Annotated in this window: 16 protein-coding genes; 13 read left to right on the top strand and 3 right to left on the bottom strand. The window is 38.6% G+C overall.

Annotated elements, in window-relative coordinates; genetic code table 11:
• Positions 1–485 precede the first annotated feature (485 nt).
• The 4 genes from AM629_RS00530 (at position 486) to AM629_RS00515 (ending at position 6,766) form a co-directional block, all read left to right on the top strand.
• Positions 486–1,241: a Slam-dependent surface lipoprotein gene (locus tag AM629_RS00530; RefSeq protein ID WP_054475153.1), complete on the top strand. Its 756-nt coding sequence runs from the start codon at positions 486–488 to the stop codon at positions 1,239–1,241.
• Positions 1,242–1,335: 94 nt separating this feature from the next.
• Complete coding sequence (locus AM629_RS00525) at positions 1,336–2,823, top strand: surface lipoprotein assembly modifier (protein WP_054475151.1); 1,488 nt, start codon at positions 1,336–1,338, stop codon at positions 2,821–2,823.
• 52 nt (positions 2,824–2,875) lie between these two features.
• Positions 2,876–5,872: a TonB-dependent receptor domain-containing protein gene (locus AM629_RS00520; protein ID WP_054475147.1), complete on the top strand. Its 2,997-nt coding sequence runs from the start codon at positions 2,876–2,878 to the stop codon at positions 5,870–5,872.
• Positions 5,873–5,953: 81 nt separating this feature from the next.
• A complete protein-coding gene (locus AM629_RS00515; RefSeq protein WP_054475145.1) occupies positions 5,954–6,766 on the top strand; it encodes an energy transducer TonB in 813 nt (270 codons plus the stop codon).
• Positions 6,767–6,846: 80 nt separating this feature from the next.
• Here the strand turns inward: AM629_RS00515 and AM629_RS00510 are convergent, their stop codons facing one another.
• Positions 6,847–7,308 (bottom strand): GNAT family N-acetyltransferase, encoded by a 462-nt coding sequence (locus AM629_RS00510; protein ID WP_152911955.1) that lies wholly within the window; start codon positions 7,306–7,308, stop codon positions 6,847–6,849.
• A gap of 432 nt (positions 7,309–7,740) precedes the next feature.
• Between AM629_RS00510 and AM629_RS00505 the strand changes: the two genes are divergently transcribed.
• Positions 7,741–9,690, top strand: coding sequence for an autotransporter domain-containing esterase (locus AM629_RS00505; RefSeq protein ID WP_054475143.1), 1,950 nt, complete (start codon positions 7,741–7,743; stop codon positions 9,688–9,690).
• Between the two features lie 145 nt (positions 9,691–9,835).
• Here AM629_RS00505 and AM629_RS00500 read toward each other — a convergent pair whose 3' ends face one another.
• Together AM629_RS00500 and AM629_RS00495 are read right to left on the bottom strand one after the other, a co-directional pair.
• Positions 9,836–10,291 carry a GNAT family N-acetyltransferase gene (locus AM629_RS00500; RefSeq protein WP_054475141.1) on the bottom strand — a complete coding sequence of 152 codons (456 nt, stop codon included), beginning with the start codon at positions 10,289–10,291 and terminating at the stop codon, positions 9,836–9,838.
• Between the two features lie 303 nt (positions 10,292–10,594).
• Complete coding sequence (locus AM629_RS00495) at positions 10,595–10,870, bottom strand: FaeA/PapI family transcriptional regulator (protein WP_054475139.1); 276 nt, start codon at positions 10,868–10,870, stop codon at positions 10,595–10,597.
• A 763-nt stretch (positions 10,871–11,633) separates the two neighbouring features.
• On the opposite strand from AM629_RS00495, the gene AM629_RS00490 reads away from it, so the two are divergent.
• From AM629_RS00490 to pnuC, 8 genes are all read left to right on the top strand, one after another.
• Entirely contained in the window at positions 11,634–11,969 is a 336-nt protein-coding gene (locus tag AM629_RS00490; protein WP_054475137.1) for a fimbrial protein, read from the top strand.
• Between the two features lie 505 nt (positions 11,970–12,474).
• On the top strand, positions 12,475–13,140 hold the full coding sequence (locus tag AM629_RS00485) for a bactofilin family protein (protein ID WP_054475135.1): 666 nt from the start codon (positions 12,475–12,477) through the stop codon (positions 13,138–13,140).
• Positions 13,141–13,475: 335 nt separating this feature from the next.
• The gene (locus AM629_RS00480) at positions 13,476–13,979 is read left to right on the top strand and encodes a GNAT family N-acetyltransferase (protein ID WP_235525365.1); all 504 of its coding nucleotides are present in this window, start codon (positions 13,476–13,478) and stop codon (positions 13,977–13,979) included.
• 81 nt (positions 13,980–14,060) lie between these two features.
• Positions 14,061–14,561: a YhfG family protein gene (locus AM629_RS00475; protein WP_054475132.1), complete on the top strand. Its 501-nt coding sequence runs from the start codon at positions 14,061–14,063 to the stop codon at positions 14,559–14,561.
• Positions 14,551–15,135 carry a putative adenosine monophosphate-protein transferase Fic gene (locus tag AM629_RS00470; RefSeq protein WP_054475131.1) on the top strand — a complete coding sequence of 195 codons (585 nt, stop codon included), beginning with the start codon at positions 14,551–14,553 and terminating at the stop codon, positions 15,133–15,135. The genes AM629_RS00475 and AM629_RS00470 overlap by 11 nt, the downstream gene beginning before the upstream one ends.
• A 1,151-nt stretch (positions 15,136–16,286) precedes the next feature.
• Entirely contained in the window at positions 16,287–17,222 is a 936-nt protein-coding gene (locus AM629_RS00465; protein ID WP_054475129.1) for a fructokinase, read from the top strand.
• A 201-nt stretch (positions 17,223–17,423) separates the two neighbouring features.
• Positions 17,424–18,845 carry a carbohydrate porin gene (locus tag AM629_RS00460; protein ID WP_054475127.1) on the top strand — a complete coding sequence of 474 codons (1,422 nt, stop codon included), beginning with the start codon at positions 17,424–17,426 and terminating at the stop codon, positions 18,843–18,845.
• Between the two features lie 251 nt (positions 18,846–19,096).
• Positions 19,097–19,822, top strand: a complete 726-nt coding sequence (gene pnuC, locus AM629_RS00455; protein WP_054475126.1) for a nicotinamide riboside transporter PnuC — start codon at positions 19,097–19,099, stop codon at positions 19,820–19,822.
• The last annotated feature ends 32 nt before the right edge of the window (positions 19,823–19,854 follow it).

Genomic DNA, 19,854 nt, shown 5'->3' with positions numbered 1-19,854 from the left:
TATTTTTTTGAATAATTGTATTTAAATTTTGTAGAATAATTTTTTATTTTTAAATCAATAAAATAAGTTATCTTTCTAGGTTTTTTGTTTTTCATTGTTAAATAAATTTTTATTAATTTTAGACCAATAATAAGAATTATATTAGTGTTTATTGCGCATAATAACTATAGTTTTAGTTTCTTATTGAAATAATATGCATTGTATTTATTTGCGTGTATTGATTTTTTTACACTTATTATTAGTTTTTTCCACTTAAGATTAACTCCATTAGTATATTATGGTTATGGTAAATATTGATTTAATAATTAGATAGTTAGCTGTATTTATTGTCATTTTATACAAGTATATGCAATGAATTTTTGATAATGATTATCATTTCATTTTTTATTAAAAGTGCGTTAATATGCGCAGCAGTCTTCGGACGGTACTAAAACTATGTAATTAAGCAATATCTAACATTTAATTAGTCACATAAGGGATATGTTATGAACAAAGTTAAAGTGTTAATTGCAGTATTAGGTACATGTGGATTAGTTACACAAGCAATAGCTGCGCCGGGTTTTGGGCAAACCCAAAATTTTGATCCTTACAGTCAAAGTATTAGAGTCGGTGTGACTGAACCGCGTGGTGGTGGTGGTAGTGGTCATCCGACCCCAGGTGGAGAACCCGGAATTGGGGTGCAATCTGTTGCTAAAGGTCAAATTACCAGCTTCTCAAGTCTTGCTCGTTATGTCGAAGCGGATAATAACGGAATTCATAAAATCTCTATGCCTGGATCAAGTAGCCATGAAGGTATGGGAGTATTTAACTTCAGTAAGGTGGCTAATGCTGATGTCTATTTTGGTGAATGGTCACAGACCGGTAAAGTCAGTGATACTACCCATACTGCCTATTATTCTGGTAAAGATGTGACGACCAATTTGCCTACCGGTGGTATAGCAACTTATACAGTTAAAGGGATCAACCAATATAGTGGCAGCAATGCTCTGCAAGGTACATTTACTGCTGATTTCGGTCAGAAGAGACTCACTGGTTCAATAGCAAATAGTGCGCTGACCGTTGGTATTGATTCCAGAATTAGAGCAGATGGTTCATTTGTGGGCAGGGCAACAGCCGGAGATGTTGTCGGTACAAACAACGGCCACTTCTTTGGTGATAATGCAGCTAGTTTAGCTGGAGTGGCTAAATTTAATTCGGATCACAGTAAAGATACCGCCTTTGGTGGAACTAAAAACCCATAATATGAATTTGTGTTAGCTGAATAAGGCAAAGTTCATAGGGACTTTGTCTTATTTTGCTTATGTATTGGTCCGACTATAACGCAGTGATATCCCAATGTTAAATAGCCTCATTATCCGTTTTACTATATTGATTAGTTGTTTATTTGTTTATTCCTCTTGGGTTTTGGCAGATGAAGATACCGGTAGAAGATTGTGGCATAACGTACAGAGAAATTTGCAGGAGCAAGAAAAAGAGATCATCACTGATGAAATAGTTAATCAGAATAGCGATAATTTATCGATAGTACTTAATGGTCTGACTTTTAGCGTCGAAAATAATGTCAATGATATTGGTCAGGCATTGTATTTAGCCATTAATCATCAACAAGTAAAGGATGTCGAGCGCTTTTTGTCAATGTATCAGAAGCTACCTGGTCATGATACCCAATTGGTCTATTTTGCTCAGGCAAATATTGCACGTTCACAGGGTGATTTAGTCACGGCGGAACAGCATTATCAAACTATCTTGCACAAACAACCTGATTTTACTCGTGCTAAATTGGAGCTGGCTAGGGTCTATTATGAAAACCAAAAAAATAAAGAGGCCCGCTTACTGTTTAATGAAATTTCTGCTGATAATCATAATAACGAAAATAAATTACCACCGGCAGTCATTAAGAATATAACCAGTTATCAGGATGCCATTAGTTTGCGTAATTCATGGCGTGGATCTTTTTCTGTAGGCTATATTTTTAACGATAACACTAATATGTCTCCGAATCAGCCTCCTGTTTGCACCGAATATTATGCAAATGGTAGTTGCAGGACTGAACGTAAATTGCCTTTGGCGAAGAAGGCGAATGGAATGAGTTATGATGCCACGTTGCGTAAGGTATATCCGTTAAGTGGCCATCACGGTATCTTTCTGCGTTCGATGACTTATGGAGAAAGTTACCGTCATCATAGTGATGAAAATGAAAATACCACTTCCGCTTATTTGGGGTATAACTACAAAGCGCTGAAAAATGATTTCCTGATGGGGCCAATTATTGAGTTTAATCATGTCGGTAATCGTTTCCGTTATCGCACCACGGGAGCGAAAACTGAATGGATGAATATTTTATCCAAAAATCTGGCACTGAATCTGGAAGGTGAATATAAACAGTTCCGTTATCATAAACTTTATAATAATAATGACGGTAATATGGCATCTGTTTATGCTACGTTATCTTATTATTTAACAGATCAAACAATTACTTTTGCGGGCGGTGACTGGATTTATAAGACCAGTGTTGAAAAAGCGGATGATTATCAACAGCAAGGAATACGGGCAGGTATTTCCACTCAACTGTATCCGGGAATTAATGCAGTGGCTTTTACCGCGTTACGTCAGCGGCAATTTGGTGATTACAGTGTGCCGTTAGGCGCACGTCGTAAAGACAATGAACAACTCTATTCGGCAATTCTCAGTATGCCTAAATTTGAGGTTTTCGGCTTAACACCAGTAATCACTTATCGATACAGAAAAAATAATAGCAATGTCGATTGGTTATATTCATATAACAAGAATGAAGTGTTAATTAAGTTCGAAAAGTATTTCTGATGTTAATTGAAGTAATCGATTATTTAAATCCGTAATATGGCAGATAATCACTATGTATAAATTAAATAATAAATATAGCAAAATAACATTCATGCTGGCGTTAACCTACGGCATGATACCTGATCGCGTTGATGCAGAAACACCAACGGCTTCTTCTCAGCCAGTCAAACAGTCCGCTGAAAATAAGGCTGACTTAGGTAAGATCAATGTTTCCGCGACCAGCGAAAAAGATCAGGCAGGTTATGATGCGGTCTACGATAAAGATATTACCAATATTTACTTAGGTAAGGATTTGGTAGAACGCTATAAAGGCGCTTCCCCGGCGGATGTTTTAAAAAGTGCAGTTGGCGTATTCAGTGGAGATTCCAGAAACAGTGGCGCATTAGATCCTAATATCCGCGGCATCCAGGGACAGGGGCGGGTACCTGTGACTATTGATGGTACTGAACAGGCGATTACGACCTGGCGTGGTTATAACGGCGCCAATAACCGTAATTATATTGATCCTAATTTGATCAGCAGTATTGAAATAGAAAAAGGGCCATCACTGACTCGTGGGGTAAAGGGGTCGATAGGTGGCGCCGTAATGATAAAAACTTTGGGTATTGATGATGTGGTACCTATAGATGAGCGTTTCGGTATTAATTTGAAATTGGAAACCAGCAGTAATTCGGTCAAGGAACGTGTACCGAATCTGCAATTGGGACAAGATTATCGTGATATTCCTGATTTTATGCAGGGGTTTAATTATGCTGATCCCGCATTAGAAATTACGCCGAAAACTTCAAAAGATAATAAATTATTGGGCCTGAAAGATAATGCGATACGTCTGGCGATAGGTACCCGGCAGGAATATTTTGATTTAATGGCGGCTTATAGTTATCGCAGTAAAGGCAACTATTTTGCTGGTAAGGGAGGTGCTCATCGTTATGATGCTCCGATCAGTGATGAGGATAAAGTTATTCTTGATGGTGGTACCCGAGCATATGATCCTTATTTGCCTTTTGCGGCACGTATATATCGTCCTGGCAATGAAGTATCGAATACCTCCAGTGAAATGGAATCTTGGTTACTGAAAAATACCTGGCACTTGGCTAATCAACAGACTATTGAGTTTGGTATTCGCGATACCAGAACAACTTACGGTGAAATTATGCCTTCGCGGCTTGGTTGGGTTCGGGCTGAGAATAATGTTGTACCGCAATGGCCTCTGGCTAATGTCCATCAGCAAGCGTTTAATGTGGATTATAAATGGCAGCCTGAGGGGAACAAATGGGTTGATTTTGATATGAAATTCTGGATTACCCGTACTATTAGCGATACTAATACTGCCGGGGGATATCCACGTGAACCGCGAGATCGGGATGAGGTCTGGAATAAGAATCAGCAGAGAAAAGATCCGAATAAAGATGGTCGTTTAGTCGATACTGCTTCCACTAATGCGCATAATAACCGCTGGGGGGTTGACCTTTCTAATGCCTTTGCATTGACGGCGGATCTGGATTTAACATTGTCAGCCAGCTTGCAACGGGAGCGTTTGGGTTCACATGATGATTATGAAGCAAAGAGTTTCTCTAGTTTCCGTTCACTACCAAGAAAGGGGCGGCGTCAGGAAAATAATATTGCCTTTAATTTTGACTGGCGTCCTACCTCATGGCTGGCATTAAGTGCTGGCGCCAGGCGAGTGAGTTATTGGTCTAAGGATGATTTTTTAAATGAACGTTTAGCTGCACGTGATCCCCGTTATAGTAAGGACAAAAAACTGGTTGGTCAGGGTTTACAATATAAGAGAACACTTACCGAACGGGAAGCTGAATTATATAAAAAGTTTGATGAATGTTTTGAGTGTTTAACTGATGATGAATTTAGCGAGTATTTTGAAAAGGATTACTTGGTATCAGAAGAGCGAGATTCAGTTTCTCGTCCTATGATACCGGTAGATGTGCTGTGGGAATATCGTGATGATGGTAAGTTGTATAAACAAGATAACCCCTACTTTAATGGGGAGCTTGATATGAATGAACGCATTATTGATCCTGTGACTAAAAAAGAAGTATATAAATATGAATATAGTAGCGCTCAACAGAATAGCCGTTATGTTGATAGTTCAGGAGAAATATTGAGTATCAGTGATAGTGGTGTTTATAAAGAAAAAAGTGAACAAGAGCGTTGGGATAAACAACCTAAACGTAAGGATCATGCTTGGGCGCCGGTATTTTCCGCAACGGCTTATGTATCTGATAATGCCCGTATCTATACCCGTTACGCTGAAGCAGTACGTATGCCGAGTATTTTTGAAGATACCGTTGGCTTTTCTTCTGGTTTGACGGATAAGCCCGCACGTGCTTTTAAACCTGAACGGAGCAAAACCGTTGAAGTCGGTTATGTGCAGGATTTAAGCCATCTGCTGGGAGCAGAGAATAATGCAGATATTAAATTCGCTTATTACAATACCGTCATAGAAAATATTTTTGACCGTGATAGTAACTTTAAATTTACTCAATTAGATAAACAGAAATTATCGGGTTTAGAAGTACAAGGCCGTTATGATAACGGTGGTTTCTTTACCCATTTTGGCCTATCTTATAATCTTAAAAATAAAGTTTGTGATAAAACGACATCAAGCAGGTTAGATTCGACCAATAAATTTGGTGTTCCAGAATGTATTGATGGCGGTTTCCCCGGTGGTTTTTTAAGAACAACGATTCCTCCGCGTTATTCTCTTAATCTGAATATTGGCGGTCGGTTATTAAATGAAGATTTAGAAATTGGTAGCCGGGTGTTGTATCACAGTAGCGTGGAGAATAAGGATGAAAAGTGGTTAATGAAAAAAATGCCGGGAATTTATAAAGGGATAAATAATAACCCAATGCGTTGGAATCCGGTAATGACCGTGGATGCTTATGTTAATTATAAGGTTACGCCAAATATTGTCGTCGAATTATCCGGCACTAACTTAACTGATCGCTATTATTTGGACCCGTTAACTCGTTCCATGATGCCAGCGCCCGGACGGACGTTTAAGCTGAGTGTCACCAGTCAGTTCTGACTCTTTAAGGGAGATTAGCCGGTTGGCTGTTAAGACAACTGGCAGTCTCTACAGATAACGAACGGAAAGATGGCTTAAATTATGGTGAAAAATCGTCTATATATTGGCTTGGTTGTTTCTTTGCTGTTACATGCGGGAGTCGCTGTGTTTATGGCGTGGCATTTGTTACAGGATGACAGCGCGAATAATCAATCAGTGAATTCGCCAATAATCAGTATGTCAATAGAAATGGTGGCTCCAACGGCACCTGCTGAGCAAAAGCAATCTATAGAGCCGGAACCGATTCCTCCGCCACGATCACCAGAAATTGTGGTAGAGGAGTCACCGCTTGAGGCAAAAATTGCGCTCAATAAACCCGTGGATCGGCCACGGAAGAGGCAACCGCTGGAAGAACATACAGATACCAAACCACGGAACAAACCTCAACCACAGAAAAAACCGGTAGAAGATCGTCAGCCCAAACTAGCGGAACGTGAAAGTCAACCGACAACTGAGCAAAACCAAACAGTGCAAACAGCGGATCATTCTCAGGCAGCAGGAAAAGATGTTGCGGATTCACAAACTGGGGCGCGTCAGGCAACAACCAGCCAACCGATGATCGGTTTGGGTTCCGATGATTTACAAGGCTATCAGTCAGCCCTACGTCGTGAAATTGAAAAACATAAACGTTATCCGCGTCGGGCGAAAAAGATGAAACAACAGGGTACGGTACAAGTAAGATTTAGCTTGCTGGACAGCGGTGATCTGACCAATCCTCAATTAGTGCAGAGTTCGGGAGCTGACGAATTGGATCGGGCTGCGCTTGCGGCTATCCAACAAGCCCGGTCAGTAGGCGTGAAACCGCCCGGTTTGCCGAGAGATATCACGTTAGCGATCGAATTTAATTTGAAGTGAAAAAGTCATGAATAGCGAAGGTATCAGGAAACTACCTTCGCTGTGTTGGCAACTATGGCGTGGTGTTGAACTGGAGTCAGTTATACCGCTTCGGGGTTCAGTCGTTCAATCCGCATATGTAATAACGGAAATGGATTACCTTGGCCGTCAATTTCTGAACGGTTGAAAACGTTAAATCCTTGGTGCCGATAGAAATCAACGCCTTGAGTGTTTTGTTCATTGACATCAAGTTCATTGATACCTAATTCAGCGATAGCAAAATTCAGAAGTGCTTTGCCGATGCCTTTACCGCGGGAATCAGGGGAGATAAACAGCATTTCAACCCGATGCCGATCGACACTGATAAAACCCTCAATTTCGCATTTGTCATTTATTGCTTTATAAACAGTCAGCGCTGGCAAATAGGTGTGCAGAATTAATGGGCGTAGTTCATTAATATGTTTGTCAGATAAAAAATCGTGTGTTGCCCGCACGGAGGCTTCCCAGATTTCGAGCAGTTTATTGAAATCTGTCTTCATTGCCTGCTGAATTTTTATATTCATTTTTCTTAATCTTCTATTTTGCTAAATCGATGATGAATTGATGCTATCACGTTTATTGTGATGGATCGCTTCAGATATTACCCAGACTTAGCTGTTATCCTCACTAAGAACTCAAATTGTTAAAATTGTTGCTATTTTGTGATCTATTTCATGAAGTGGGGGGGAGAGATGAGTCTATTTGGTCTAATATTATCTTTTATAGCTAGTTGAATTTTAACCGAATTGGTTATTTGAACTATTAAGCAACACTAAACCTTAAGATGTAAAAAAACAATGCAGGATATTCCCTCTTACTAACTATAATGAGGTATTGGTTAGCCAAGGGAAGGAACGCGTTATATTTCACCAACGTAGATTCTATTTGGGTTGTTCATTCCAGTTGGACGGCTAGTTCAATGATAAATATAAAATTATTTCTTGAGGATCATATTAATGAAACGGTCATTTATATTTGCACCAGGCATATTAGCACTTTCGATAAGTGCAATTTCGAACGCACACGCTTATGACAATCTATATGTTTTTGGCGATAGCCTAAGTGATAGTGGAAATAAGGGGCGATACACAGTAAATGGTAAGACCAGTGATCTATATAACGATATTATTGCTCAACATTTAGGAACTAAACTGACCCACTCTAACGACGGAGGAACGAATTATGCTGCTGGTGGTGCGACTGCTGTTACCAGTTTAAATAGTGAAGATAACACTCAGGATCAGATAACTCGTTATCTGGCGAGCCATGGTGGTCGTGCAGATTCTAATGGCATATATGTTCATTGGATTGGTGGTAATGATGTTAAGGATGCATTGAAAGATCTGGGTAAAGCACAAGATACGATTAATAAGAGTGCGAACGCTGCTGCATCCCAGGTACATATGCTTCTTGATGCGGGGGCCGGATTGGTGATCGTGCCTACGGTTCCTGATGTTGGTATCACTCCGAAGCTTATGGAAACCATTATCTCTGAAGGACTCGCAATTGGAGGCGCTACCCAAAAACAAGTTGAGGAAGCGCTGAATAAAGTTCATGCGGCAGTTAATCAGTATCCAACACTTGATGAAGACACCCGTCTTCAAGTTATCCAAGGTGTTTTCAAAAATATCGGCTCTAACGCTTCAGGAGGTGATGCTAAAAAAGCGGAGGTGATAACTCAGAAATTAATTGATAATTATGAAAAGCATAGCCGTGGTGCGTCAGATCTGGTTGATAGTTATAATCGATTAGAAGATGAAAAACTGAGTCAAGGGAATGGCAATATCGTTCGTGCTGATGTTAATGCGCTTTTGCATGAAGTGATAGCAGATCCTCTACGCTATGGCTTTCTTAATACTATAGGTTACGCTTGTCCCCAGGGTGTTAATGCCAAAGATTGTGATTCTAATCATCCCGATTTTGATAAGAATATGCCTTTTTTATTTGCTGACGATTTTCATCCAACTCCTGCTGCACAGCATATGATTGGTCAGTACATTATTTCAATCCTTAATGCTCCACAGCAGGCTATGTTACTGACGAAAGCCAACAATATGCCGGTGAAGGGGGCACTTGCCTCTCTTGACGGTCGTTTGCAACAGCTACGTGGCGTGGGTAATGAGCAAGGTAAAATAGGTGTATTTGGTGGTTATAGTGGTAATCATAATCATACTTTAACACTAGGTAGTGACTATCAGCTCTCGGATAATATTTTGTTAGGTGGGATGATCTCGCGTTATCAAGATAATCGTTCAGTGAATAATTTCCGCTATGATGGCCGTGGTTATGTATTCACCGCCTACGGTTTATGGCGTTACTATGATAAAGGTTGGATTAGTGGTGATCTTCACTATTTAGACATGAAATATGAGGACATTACTCGTGGTATCGTGCTCAATGAGTGGCTGCGCAATGAGCATGCTTCGACTACCGGTCATCAATGGGGAGGGCGCATTACAGCGGGTTGGGATATTCCTCTGACATCTACGGTTATGACTAGCCCGATCATCCAGTACGCCTGGGATAAAAGTTATGTCAAAGGTTATCGTGAATCGGGTAATAACAGTACGGCTATGAATTTTAGCGATCAGCGTTACGACTCTCAAGTTGGAACATTAGGCTGGCGGCTGGACACGAATTTTGGTCGTTTTAATCCCTATGCCGAAGTTCGGTTTAACCATCAGTTTGGTGAGAAACGTTATCAAATTCGCAGTGCGATCAATTCAACTGAGACATTTTCCGTTAGAAAAAGCCCAAAACAGGATACCGATTGGGGTGAATATATCGTTGGTATGAATGCTGTTATTAATAAGGATTGGGGCGCTTTTGCATCAATATCACGTAATGATGGTGATGTACAGAATCACACCTATTCTTTTAGCTTGGGTGTTAATGCCAGTTTCTAATCCTGTGTGGGTCAAAAGATTCCAGATAATCAAACAATAGCCGTGTGCTTGTTGTAATAATGTGGCTATCGTAGTCATTATGCCCGATGAAATGATCGGGCATTGACTCATTATTTGATATTATCAGCAAATTGATATTACAATTTTATATTTTCGGTTGTTTGTAAATATCTGGCCGAACCATTTGCCAGACAAAATTTTCTTCATTTACCGGCGAATAACCCACTTTTTCATACAGCCACGGAGTCATAGAAGTGACAAGCATAATATGGCGAAGTTGTGCTATTTGGGGATGTTCTAGGCAACATTCCATCAGCCAGCGTCCTAATCCTAATCCTCTATAGTTCTCTAAAACAAAAACATCATTGATATATCCAAAGGTTGTGAAGTCAGTCACAATACGAGCAAATCCTATTTGCTGAGTATTTTTATATAGACCGAAGTTCAAGCTATTTTCTATCGACAATCTGACTTTTTCTTTATCAATTCCTTCTGCCCAAATGGATTTTGTCAAAAACTGCTGTATGATCGTAATATCTAACTGATTTTTATCTGTAGTAATGATGTATTCATCCTTTTCCCAATAATGTAATTTTTCCATGTTAGCTTCCTCTGATATGAAATAATATTAATTGGTTATTACATTTCTGTGCTGGAAATTTTTACTAGGACTTTTATAATTAAAAGAATAAAGTCGCTAATGCAATCATAGCAGAAATGATAGGACAGATTATCTAAATAAGAATACATTTACCATCGTCAGCATTTTGGCATTGGCATGCAGTTATATTATCTATTTGAATAAATAACACTATAGGGCCGTATGTTGTCTTTTCAAGTTTTAGACTGTTTGGACAGGCCCTATTGTGTAGAGTAAACACCCATTTCTTCAGATTTGTAGTCATTAGATGGGTTTAATTTTGTCTTCCGATATATACCATCGAAGAGAGTTTTTAACGGGAGATGGAGTAACCATAACTAATCCTTTGTTGGCCAGCTTCAATAATAGATAACGAGCTTTGTAGATAGTGAAATTGCACTGTTCTGCGACATCACGAGTGCTAGGCCATGATTCTGGTGGGGGAGCCACTTGCATTTTTCGGACAGTACATAATTTGGATATGACATTAAGTACTTGATCTATTTGGGAAGGTTGAGTCGAATCTTTCCGATTTTCCATATTAACTCCAGGCTTTATTGAATCTAGTCAGATATCTTGAGTTACGTGGGGTAATCCAACAGTTAATTTCAACACACGAGGGCAGTCTGGATGTCCGTTCATAACGAATTACCGGATATATCCAGTTTTGCCATGGTTGGTTTTTATGCGATGTCAATTGATTATATCGAAAAATTAAAATTTTAGATCTTTTAATTTGAAAAATAAACCACATAAAGAATTTTATTCTCATGTAGATATAATTTGCGATACTATAGATCGCAAATTATAGTATTGAAATGTTATCTAAGTATTTTGTTGTGAAATTATTTGAATTTGTATTTTTTGTTTTTATTAATTCAATTATTCTGTAATACTTAAAAAGTCGATAGGGTAATTGTTCATATGTAAATATTTCTGGATGATCAATGTGTCATATTAATTTTTTGGCGTCTTATGGGGTTAAGGTAGAATTTCTAATGAAATAATTTTCATTTCTCTGTATTCAATAATATTTCTTGCATATGAAGTCATTTATCTGTGTTTTTTGACAGCTGTATTTATGACAATGAGTTTTGTACTCTAATTATTTTTCAATAAATTTCATTTATGAGAGATTATAAAGTTATTTACTGTCTATATCAAATAGGCGTTGTTATTGAAGACAGTTTTAACCTTGCTAAGGTTTACTCTTTGCCACAAAGGATGGAAAATAAAATAGCCTAATGGAGTGAGCTGTTATTTAAAACGTATTTTCATTCTTAGCTTATATTAATGATTAGAAATGGAACTGAATAAAATTATTATAGTGGCTATATTAACATTTAGCATTGTTTCTGTTGTAAATAAGGCTGATCAAGATCATTACATTGTTACTTTCAACGACGCTATTATCACTGTGCCGTATTCCAACGCTCCAAACACTTTCGATTATACTGTGAGTTCTGGTGTAATGTTGAAAGATGAGAGAGCTTCAGCTCCAGAGCATGTTGAAATCCGCTGGAAAAATTGCAGTTTGAAACCGGTAGTTCAGCGGTTATTGTCTCGAGTGATTTTAAAAGTATGGTTGGCTTTACCCTGGGATATTAATAAACCTGATAAGCCTCCAAAATCATGCTAGTGGGGGAACTTAGCATGTTCATATTAATAGTCATTTGCACTTTTCAATAGTTGTTGCTTGATTAAATTCCTTAATCATAAAACTGGGGAATTCGGTAATTTTCAAGAGGATCTTAGAGGTTAAATTATCATTTCTATTGAGTATTCCATTCTTCATTTCCTATCTCTAATTATTGTCATATCAGCCTTATCTGATTGATAAATATTTTCATTATCGTTTGATTTGTAAATAAAATTAAACATTAATAACGTGACTTTATTATTAAATTATGTTATCAAATTCATAGTTGATGTTTCCATTTTAATGTTAAATTTTCTTTATTAATTGTTATCTAAGAGCCTAATAGAAGAATGGATAATGGTTTGAACCGTTTAATAACATGGTAAATACCGGCTTTCCCTTAGCATTGATTGCTATTGGTTCTGTTAGAATAGTGATTTGATTTGTATTTTCTAATGAAAAAAACATGAAAAAAACATGAAAAATAATAAGAATGCGAAAGAACATGGCAAAACATCGTTTTTCAGACAACATTTTTCTGAGCTGTATATGGGTCATGTGGAGCATTGCTCTGGGATTCTATCTGGCTGGTGATCTTCTTAGCTGTGCGGTGACAGCGATTCTCTCTTTTTTGGCTTTAATATTTTGCTTTATTCACATGAGGTCGAGATTAAAAACTATGTTTGGAAAAAAAACAGAGACAGTGGCTGTTGAACCTGTGTCTCAAGCTGTTGATGATAAAAAGAACACTAATGCAGAAGCCCGCCGTTGTACAATTGTCGCTAAAAGCTCGGTATTTAAGGGCGATATTGATGTGGAAGGTGATATACAGATCTGGGGCAAAGTGATTGGGAATATCCGAGTGAAAGAGGGGGCGATTAGAATTATGCATGCCGGACGAGTTGAAGGTGAACTCAGCGCCCCAGAAATCATTATTGATGGCAATGTTGAAGGAACTTGCTGTGCAGCAACGTTGGATATTCTCGAACATGGTGAACTACGTGGTATCAGTCGTTGTGGCAGTATGTCTATCAAGCGTGGAGGTTTGTTTTTAGGTCAATCGGAACAGAGTGAGAATAAAGAGAAATCTGCATCTGAGCGTGTTGTACCAATTAAAGATAGCAATAATGATAAATCCAAAGATAAGGCCACGGTAAAAACCAGTGCCTGATAGCCAGGCCCGTGTGAGGTGTGATTCTGATGGTTTCCGGCACGGGCCATTCCCTTCCGATAAATTTTTAATCTTTTAAATTAGTTTGCCCTATTTCTCTTTAGGCTTGTTGTGCATTATAGGAGCCTACCTATTGGATATGTTTTAATTCACTTGGTTGATATGAATCTAAAAAATGCGAATATACCCAATGGATATCAAGATATATCGCGACGGTAAGGGAGCAAATCCCCGGGAGCATAGATAACTCTGTGACCGGGGTGAGTGCAGTCAACAAAGAGGCAACTTGAAAGATAACGGGTATAATAGTGATACTGGAAACAAATAGATTAATAATGCGGAAATGGAAAGAGGAGGATAGAACACCGTTCTTCCATTTGAATAGTAACGCGGAGGTTATGGAATACTTTCCTGCCACTTTAACGGTTGAACAAAGTAATGCAATGGTGGATAAAATTAGCCAGAAATTTGAGCAACAGGGTGATTGGGGATTATGGGCGGTAGAGCTGAAAGAAACTGGGGATTTTATTGGTTTTGTAGGTTTGAATATTCCTATAGCGGAATTACCTTTTTCACCTTGTGTCGAAATTGGCTGGCGTCTTGATAGACCATTTTGGGGGAAAGGTTATGCTAGCGAAGCGGCTCGTAAGGCATTAGATTTTGCTTTCACTCGATTAAAACTTGAGGAAGTGGTTGCATTTACTACAGTTTCTAATTTGCGATCTCAAAAAGTCATGGAAAAGCTTGGAATGGTGAAAGATGAAAACACTTTCTTGCATCCTTTATTACCGAATGGTCATCCGCTTCATGAGCATGTGCTCTATAGGAGCCGCCGGTAATAACTTTATTCTCCTTTATGGTTTTTGTTACTTTGGTGTTTTATACTGCTGTTGCATATATATACGTATTTAGGAATGCAAATGAAATATGAATTAGCTGTTATGGCGGCTCTGACTAAATTAAATCATCCTAACACGCGTTCAATTATGGATGCGACAGGGATATCTGAGCGTAAAGTACAACAGGTATTACAAACACTGCAACAAGACTTAGAAGTAAAGATTAATCGTATTAGAAATGGTAAGGCTAGTTATTTCGAAGTGATTTCTTGGGGAATGTTTGAAAGTGGTCAGGCAATTAACTGTAAATTGCGGGACTTAGATCTCGCTAAGTTTAAGTATTCCCATCAGCAAGAAAGAGATATTAGAAACCAAAAAAATAAAAAAATAATAATGAAAACTTATAATGAAAAGAAACATTATTTTGATCGAATAAAACTGAAAAACTACAGGCATAGTATGCGTCTTGAAGGCATAAATATTATTATGAATAGCTTGCCTGAGACTAAAGAAGAACAAGAAAATCTGAGAAATAATTTAATTAGAAAATACAGTGAACAGCGAGGAGATTATGGTAGATAAATATGGTGCAGGGCAAGATCCCTACACATACTTAGGCACAGATATTCTCGTCAATAAATTAGGTATTTGTGATTCAGTCATTCTGAAACAAGCAGAAAGGGAATTCACTGAGCTTGCTATATTAAATATTTCATTTCGGGAACCACCTTACGATTTAGCGTTTTGGTGTCAACTTCATAAACAAATATTTGCGGATTTATATGATTGGGCTGGTCAGTTGAGAACAATTGATATATCAAAAGGTAATACCCGTTTCTGCAATGCTGAACGTATTGAAATAGAAGGAAATAGAATATTCAATATGTTAGCGAGTGAAAATTATCTCGTAGGACTAAACTATCAGGAGTTCATTAGAAAACTAGCTGGATATTATGCAGAACTCAATGTGATTCATCCTTTCAGAGAAGGAAATGGGCGAACACAACGTCTGTTATTTGAATATATTGTTATAAACTGTGGATATAATATTTCTTTTGAATCTGTGGATGTTGAACAATGGGTTGGGGCTAATATTTCTGCCTATCAATGTAACTATCATCCATTAATGAAAATTTTTGGAAGCTGTGTCTCTTAAATAATGTAATGTAGAGGTAATATAAATAATTATTTTATGATGTTACTTTGTCTGATATATATGTTACTTCAATGATTATTCATGAAAAAAATAGCTTTTTAAGCTGAGATAACTCATTGTGGTTTATTTATTTTTGCTGTGAGATATTGATTAATATAGTCCTGTAGGTTTTTCGATTAAGTGGTTCATTTAATTATGATTGGATTTTATTTAAAATGATCGACTGTTTCTATAAGGTTTCCTGATGTTTCTGGTTAGTTTAATATATCTTACAGTAAAGTGACAAGAGCAAAGCTATTCTTGTCACTTTGTTTATTTAATATCTTGTTATTCATTAATTTAAAGACAAATTGTTGAAAAGAAAAGACTAATGACAATTACTGGCGCACATAATTTAGCGCATTTGCCCAGATTTCTCTCACTTTGAAAACAAATATTTGCAGACGCAAAGTTAGGCGCGAAGGCAGTGATACTCAATACTAAAAGACAAGCTGATAATTTTTTCATGGTTAGTACTTCTTATTAAGGGATAATTTACTAGAGTTACTAATTATTGTTCAAAAATTAATGTTGTGCTTACTTTTCGGTATGATTTTTATTGTCTTGTTGAAAATTTGTTGAAGTGACGTTGGTAGATTTATGACATAGCTACGCCGGGTAAGAATAAAAAACACCACTTGGCTGGTGCACTTCATGCCGGAATAGGTCGCGTACATTGTGTCAGTGGGAGCAATAAGCATGCAGGGTTGTTTATCCTAATTTTTGTAACAGAATTGAGGAGGTTCAATATTCTTCATGACAGTTTTAATGTATTATTTATTAAAAATATTTTTAGTTTTCAGTAATAAATCTCCTTCTAATCAGAGATGTTAAGCTGGCAGGTATTGTGCAACTTAAAGTCAGGTTTAAATCAACTATGAAGGATCTTGATATTGGTTTGGCCGTTCAACTTCTAATACTGGGCCTTGAAAGGTTTATTCAAAAGAGACTCATTGTATAAAAACAACAATCATACTTTGCGATTGTAAAAGTTGTATTTTTTTGATCTCTTTCACTCTATTAATGCGGCTTGACATGATTTTATTGAGTTGCTAAATCGGTTCCTTTATTTTAACTCGTTATTTGGCCTTGATGAGAAACAGGGATTAAACATGGTTAATCGCGTATGGGTATTGGGTGACGCTGTTGTTGACTTAGTTCCTGAAACTTCAAATAGCTATCTGAAGTGTCCCGGTGGTGCACCAGCCAATGTAGCCGTGGGTGTCGCACGGCTGGGAGGAAGTAGTGGTTTTATTGGTCGCGTAGGTAAAGACAGCTTTGGCACATTCCTGCAACAGGTGCTGCACACTGAAGGTGTAGATATCCGTCACATGGTACAGGACGATGAATATCATACTTCTACGGTGGTAGTAGATCTGGATCAGCAGGGTGAGCGTTCGTTTACTTTTATGGTCACTCCCAGTGCCGATCTATTTCTACAGCCCTCTGATGTACCGGAGTTTAGTGCTGGGGAATGGTTACATACCTGTTCAATCGCCTTGTCGCAGGAGCCGAGTCGTAGTACCACATTGAAGGCAATGGGAAACATTAAGGCAGCTGGCGGTTGGGTGAGTTTTGATCCCAATATCAGAGAGGAGGTATGGAAGCACCCAGAAGAATTGCGGCCGTGTTTGGAAGAGGCGCTGATGTTGGCGGATGTAGTGAAAATCTCACGTGATGAACTCAATTTTATCAGCAACATTGAGCAACTGGAAAACGCGATTGACTGGGTGATGGATCGTTTTCCATTATGCTTACTTTTGGTTACGCTTGGTCGTGAAGGTGTCTACGTGCACGATGGCAAACAACTCCGTCATTTTGGTGCTACACCGGTTGTTCCTGTTGATACGACCGGCGCTGGTGATGCATTTGTTGCCGGTCTGTTGACAGCACTGGCAAAACTGGGGCGTTTCCCGCGGAATGACGAATGGACGGTAGTCATCACTCAGGCCCAAGCTTGCGGTGCATTGGCGACTACTGCTAAAGGTGCGATGACTGCGCTGCCATACATTGATGAATTGAGCGCTTTCTTACAGATGCATACTTGAACATATTGAACACATAATAACGGGTATCTGATTTACCATTTCTTCACCTTTCTGCCGAATTTGCGGAATTGATCACAATAGTTTGAGCTGGTTAACAAACTTAATTGCTATCGGCCAATTAACTCAATTATCTTTTGCACTGAAAAATCGGTTTTGCAATTTGGTAGAACAGAATACTAATATCTTGATGGGGCGAATGCCATGAAAAATCTTTACTATCTAATTGTCGCTCCAGGATTAATATTTTCAGCTTCTGCCCTTGCTTCCCCTACCAACAGCATTGAAGCGCGCCTTGAAGCATTAGAGCAGCGATTGCAACAGGCAGAACAACGTGCTGCTCAAGCAGAAGCACGTGCCATAGCTGCCGAGCAACGAACGCAACGTCTGGAACAACACTCCGTCAAAAACGAGCAGCAGACTGTGCAAGTGGCACAGCACAACGCTTCGCTGGAAAATGATTCTCAGAAAAACAATGCCGTACTAACCAGTAATTTAAAGCTGAATGACTTTGGTAATCTGAAATTGTACGGTGATGTAGAGTTTAATCTTGATGGTACTAGCCGAAGTGGTCAGCTTACCTCACTGAAAACGAGCGATAATAAAGACTGGAAACCGGGTGACAAAGAGCGCTGGAATATCAATGGCCGTATTTTGATTGGATTAGATGGCTATCGTAGTAATCAGAATGGCAACTTCGCTGGCTTCAGTGTGCAGCCGCTAGCAGATATGACCGGAAAAATGAATCTCGATGATGCTGCTTTCTTCTTCGGCAACGAGAAAAACTGGCAGACCAAAATCGGGCGTTTTGAAGCTTACGACATGTTTCCCCTTAATCAAGACACTTTTGTTCAGTATTCTGGTAATACTGCCAATGACTTGTATGCTGATGGTTTCGGTTATATCTACATGATGAAAGAAGGACGTGGCCGTAGTAACAGTGGTGGTAGCCTGATGCTGAGCAAATACGCGGGTAACTGGTATTTCGAACTCAATACATTACTTAAAGACGGCACTTCACTATTTCAGGATAACCTCTATCACGGTAACACATTGGATAATAATAAAAATGTTGCTTATCTGCGTCCAGTGATCGCTTGGAAAAAAGACCAATTTAGTGCAGCAGTGGCTATGGAAAGCAATGTGGTCAACAACGCCTATGGTTACAAAAATGCCCAAGGGCAATGGATCGATCAATCCAGCCGCAATGGTTACGGTATGACACTGAGTTGGAACAATCTGGAGACTGATCCCGAGAACGGTATTGTCGCTAACCTGAATACTGCTTATTTGGATGCTTCGGGCGAGCAGAATTTCACGGCTGGAATCAATGTGATGTGGCGTCGCTTCGAACTGGGCTATATCTATGCTCACAACAATATCAAAGAGTTCAACACTGATGGTATGACCGTACATATTGATCAGCCGTTCAATGAACCTGGCGAATACGACATTAGTACCATCCATACGTCATATCAGATTCCTAACCTCATGAATATGAAGAACTTCAATCTCTATCTTGGCGCTTATGTCTCCATGCTGGAAACGGATGCTAACAACAAAATTGCCAACAGTCATAACGATCAGCGCTACGGAGCACGTGCCAGATTTAAATATCTATTTTGATGTAAGTTAACCGATTTCCGCTATAGCTTATTACCCATAGAGATATTTTGATTCATAAGGGGTATCTCATGGATATTCCTTACTCTCTCTATACCTGTTATCTTTCAAGTTGCCTCTTTGTTGGCTGCACTCTCTCACCCCGGTCACAGAGTTATCTATGCTCCCGGGGATTCACTCCCTTGCCGTCGCGATGCATCTTGAAATCCATAGGGTATAATACTTTTCTACAGATAATAATTGGGACATAACAGATGGATTTTTTCAGTATTAACAATATATTAGTAAATATACCAATAGGTAAAAATGGTTATGATTTATCATGGATTGAAGCAGTAGGCACGATTGCTGGTTTGTTATGTATTTGGTTTGCTAGTCAGGAAAAGATAATTAACTATCTGTTTGGATTGATTAATGTTACGTTATTTGCCGTGATTTTTTTCCAGATTCAACTATATGCTAGCTTATTACTGCAATTGTTTTTCTTTTCTGCAAATATTTATGGTTGGTATGCTTGGAGCCGGATTAATGATCAGCAGCAGATTGAACTTAAAATACGCTGGTTAAGCCTAAATAAGACGATAATCATCGGTCTTATTTCTGTGCTATTGATTGCCATGATGACTTTTAATATCGATCAGGTATTTGGTTATTTGACTCAGGTTACTATTACGATTATGCAAGGGTTTGGTTTTAATGTTCAAATGCCTGTGTTAGAGCCTGATGCGTTCCCATTCTGGGATTCGATAATGACGGTACTGTCTATTGTGGCAATGATTTTGATGACCCGCAAATATGTTGAAAACTGGCTGGTATGGGTTGTCATCAACGTGATAAGTGTTGTTATCTATTACCATCAGGGAGTCTTGGCGATGTCGTTGCAGTATGTGATTCTCACCGGTATTGCCCTGAATGGTTCTCGTTTGTGGATTCAGACAGCGAAGAAAAACCATTCGCAGCCGTTATCTCGCGTGGAATAAATTTTTTTAAACATGCCAGAGAATTGTTTTAT

Source organism: Photorhabdus heterorhabditis (genome assembly GCF_001280945.1).
Classification (GTDB): domain Bacteria; phylum Pseudomonadota; class Gammaproteobacteria; order Enterobacterales; family Enterobacteriaceae; genus Photorhabdus; species Photorhabdus heterorhabditis.
The sequence above is the reverse complement of the archived record's forward strand: the minus strand, read 5'-3'. Positions and strand labels throughout refer to the sequence as shown.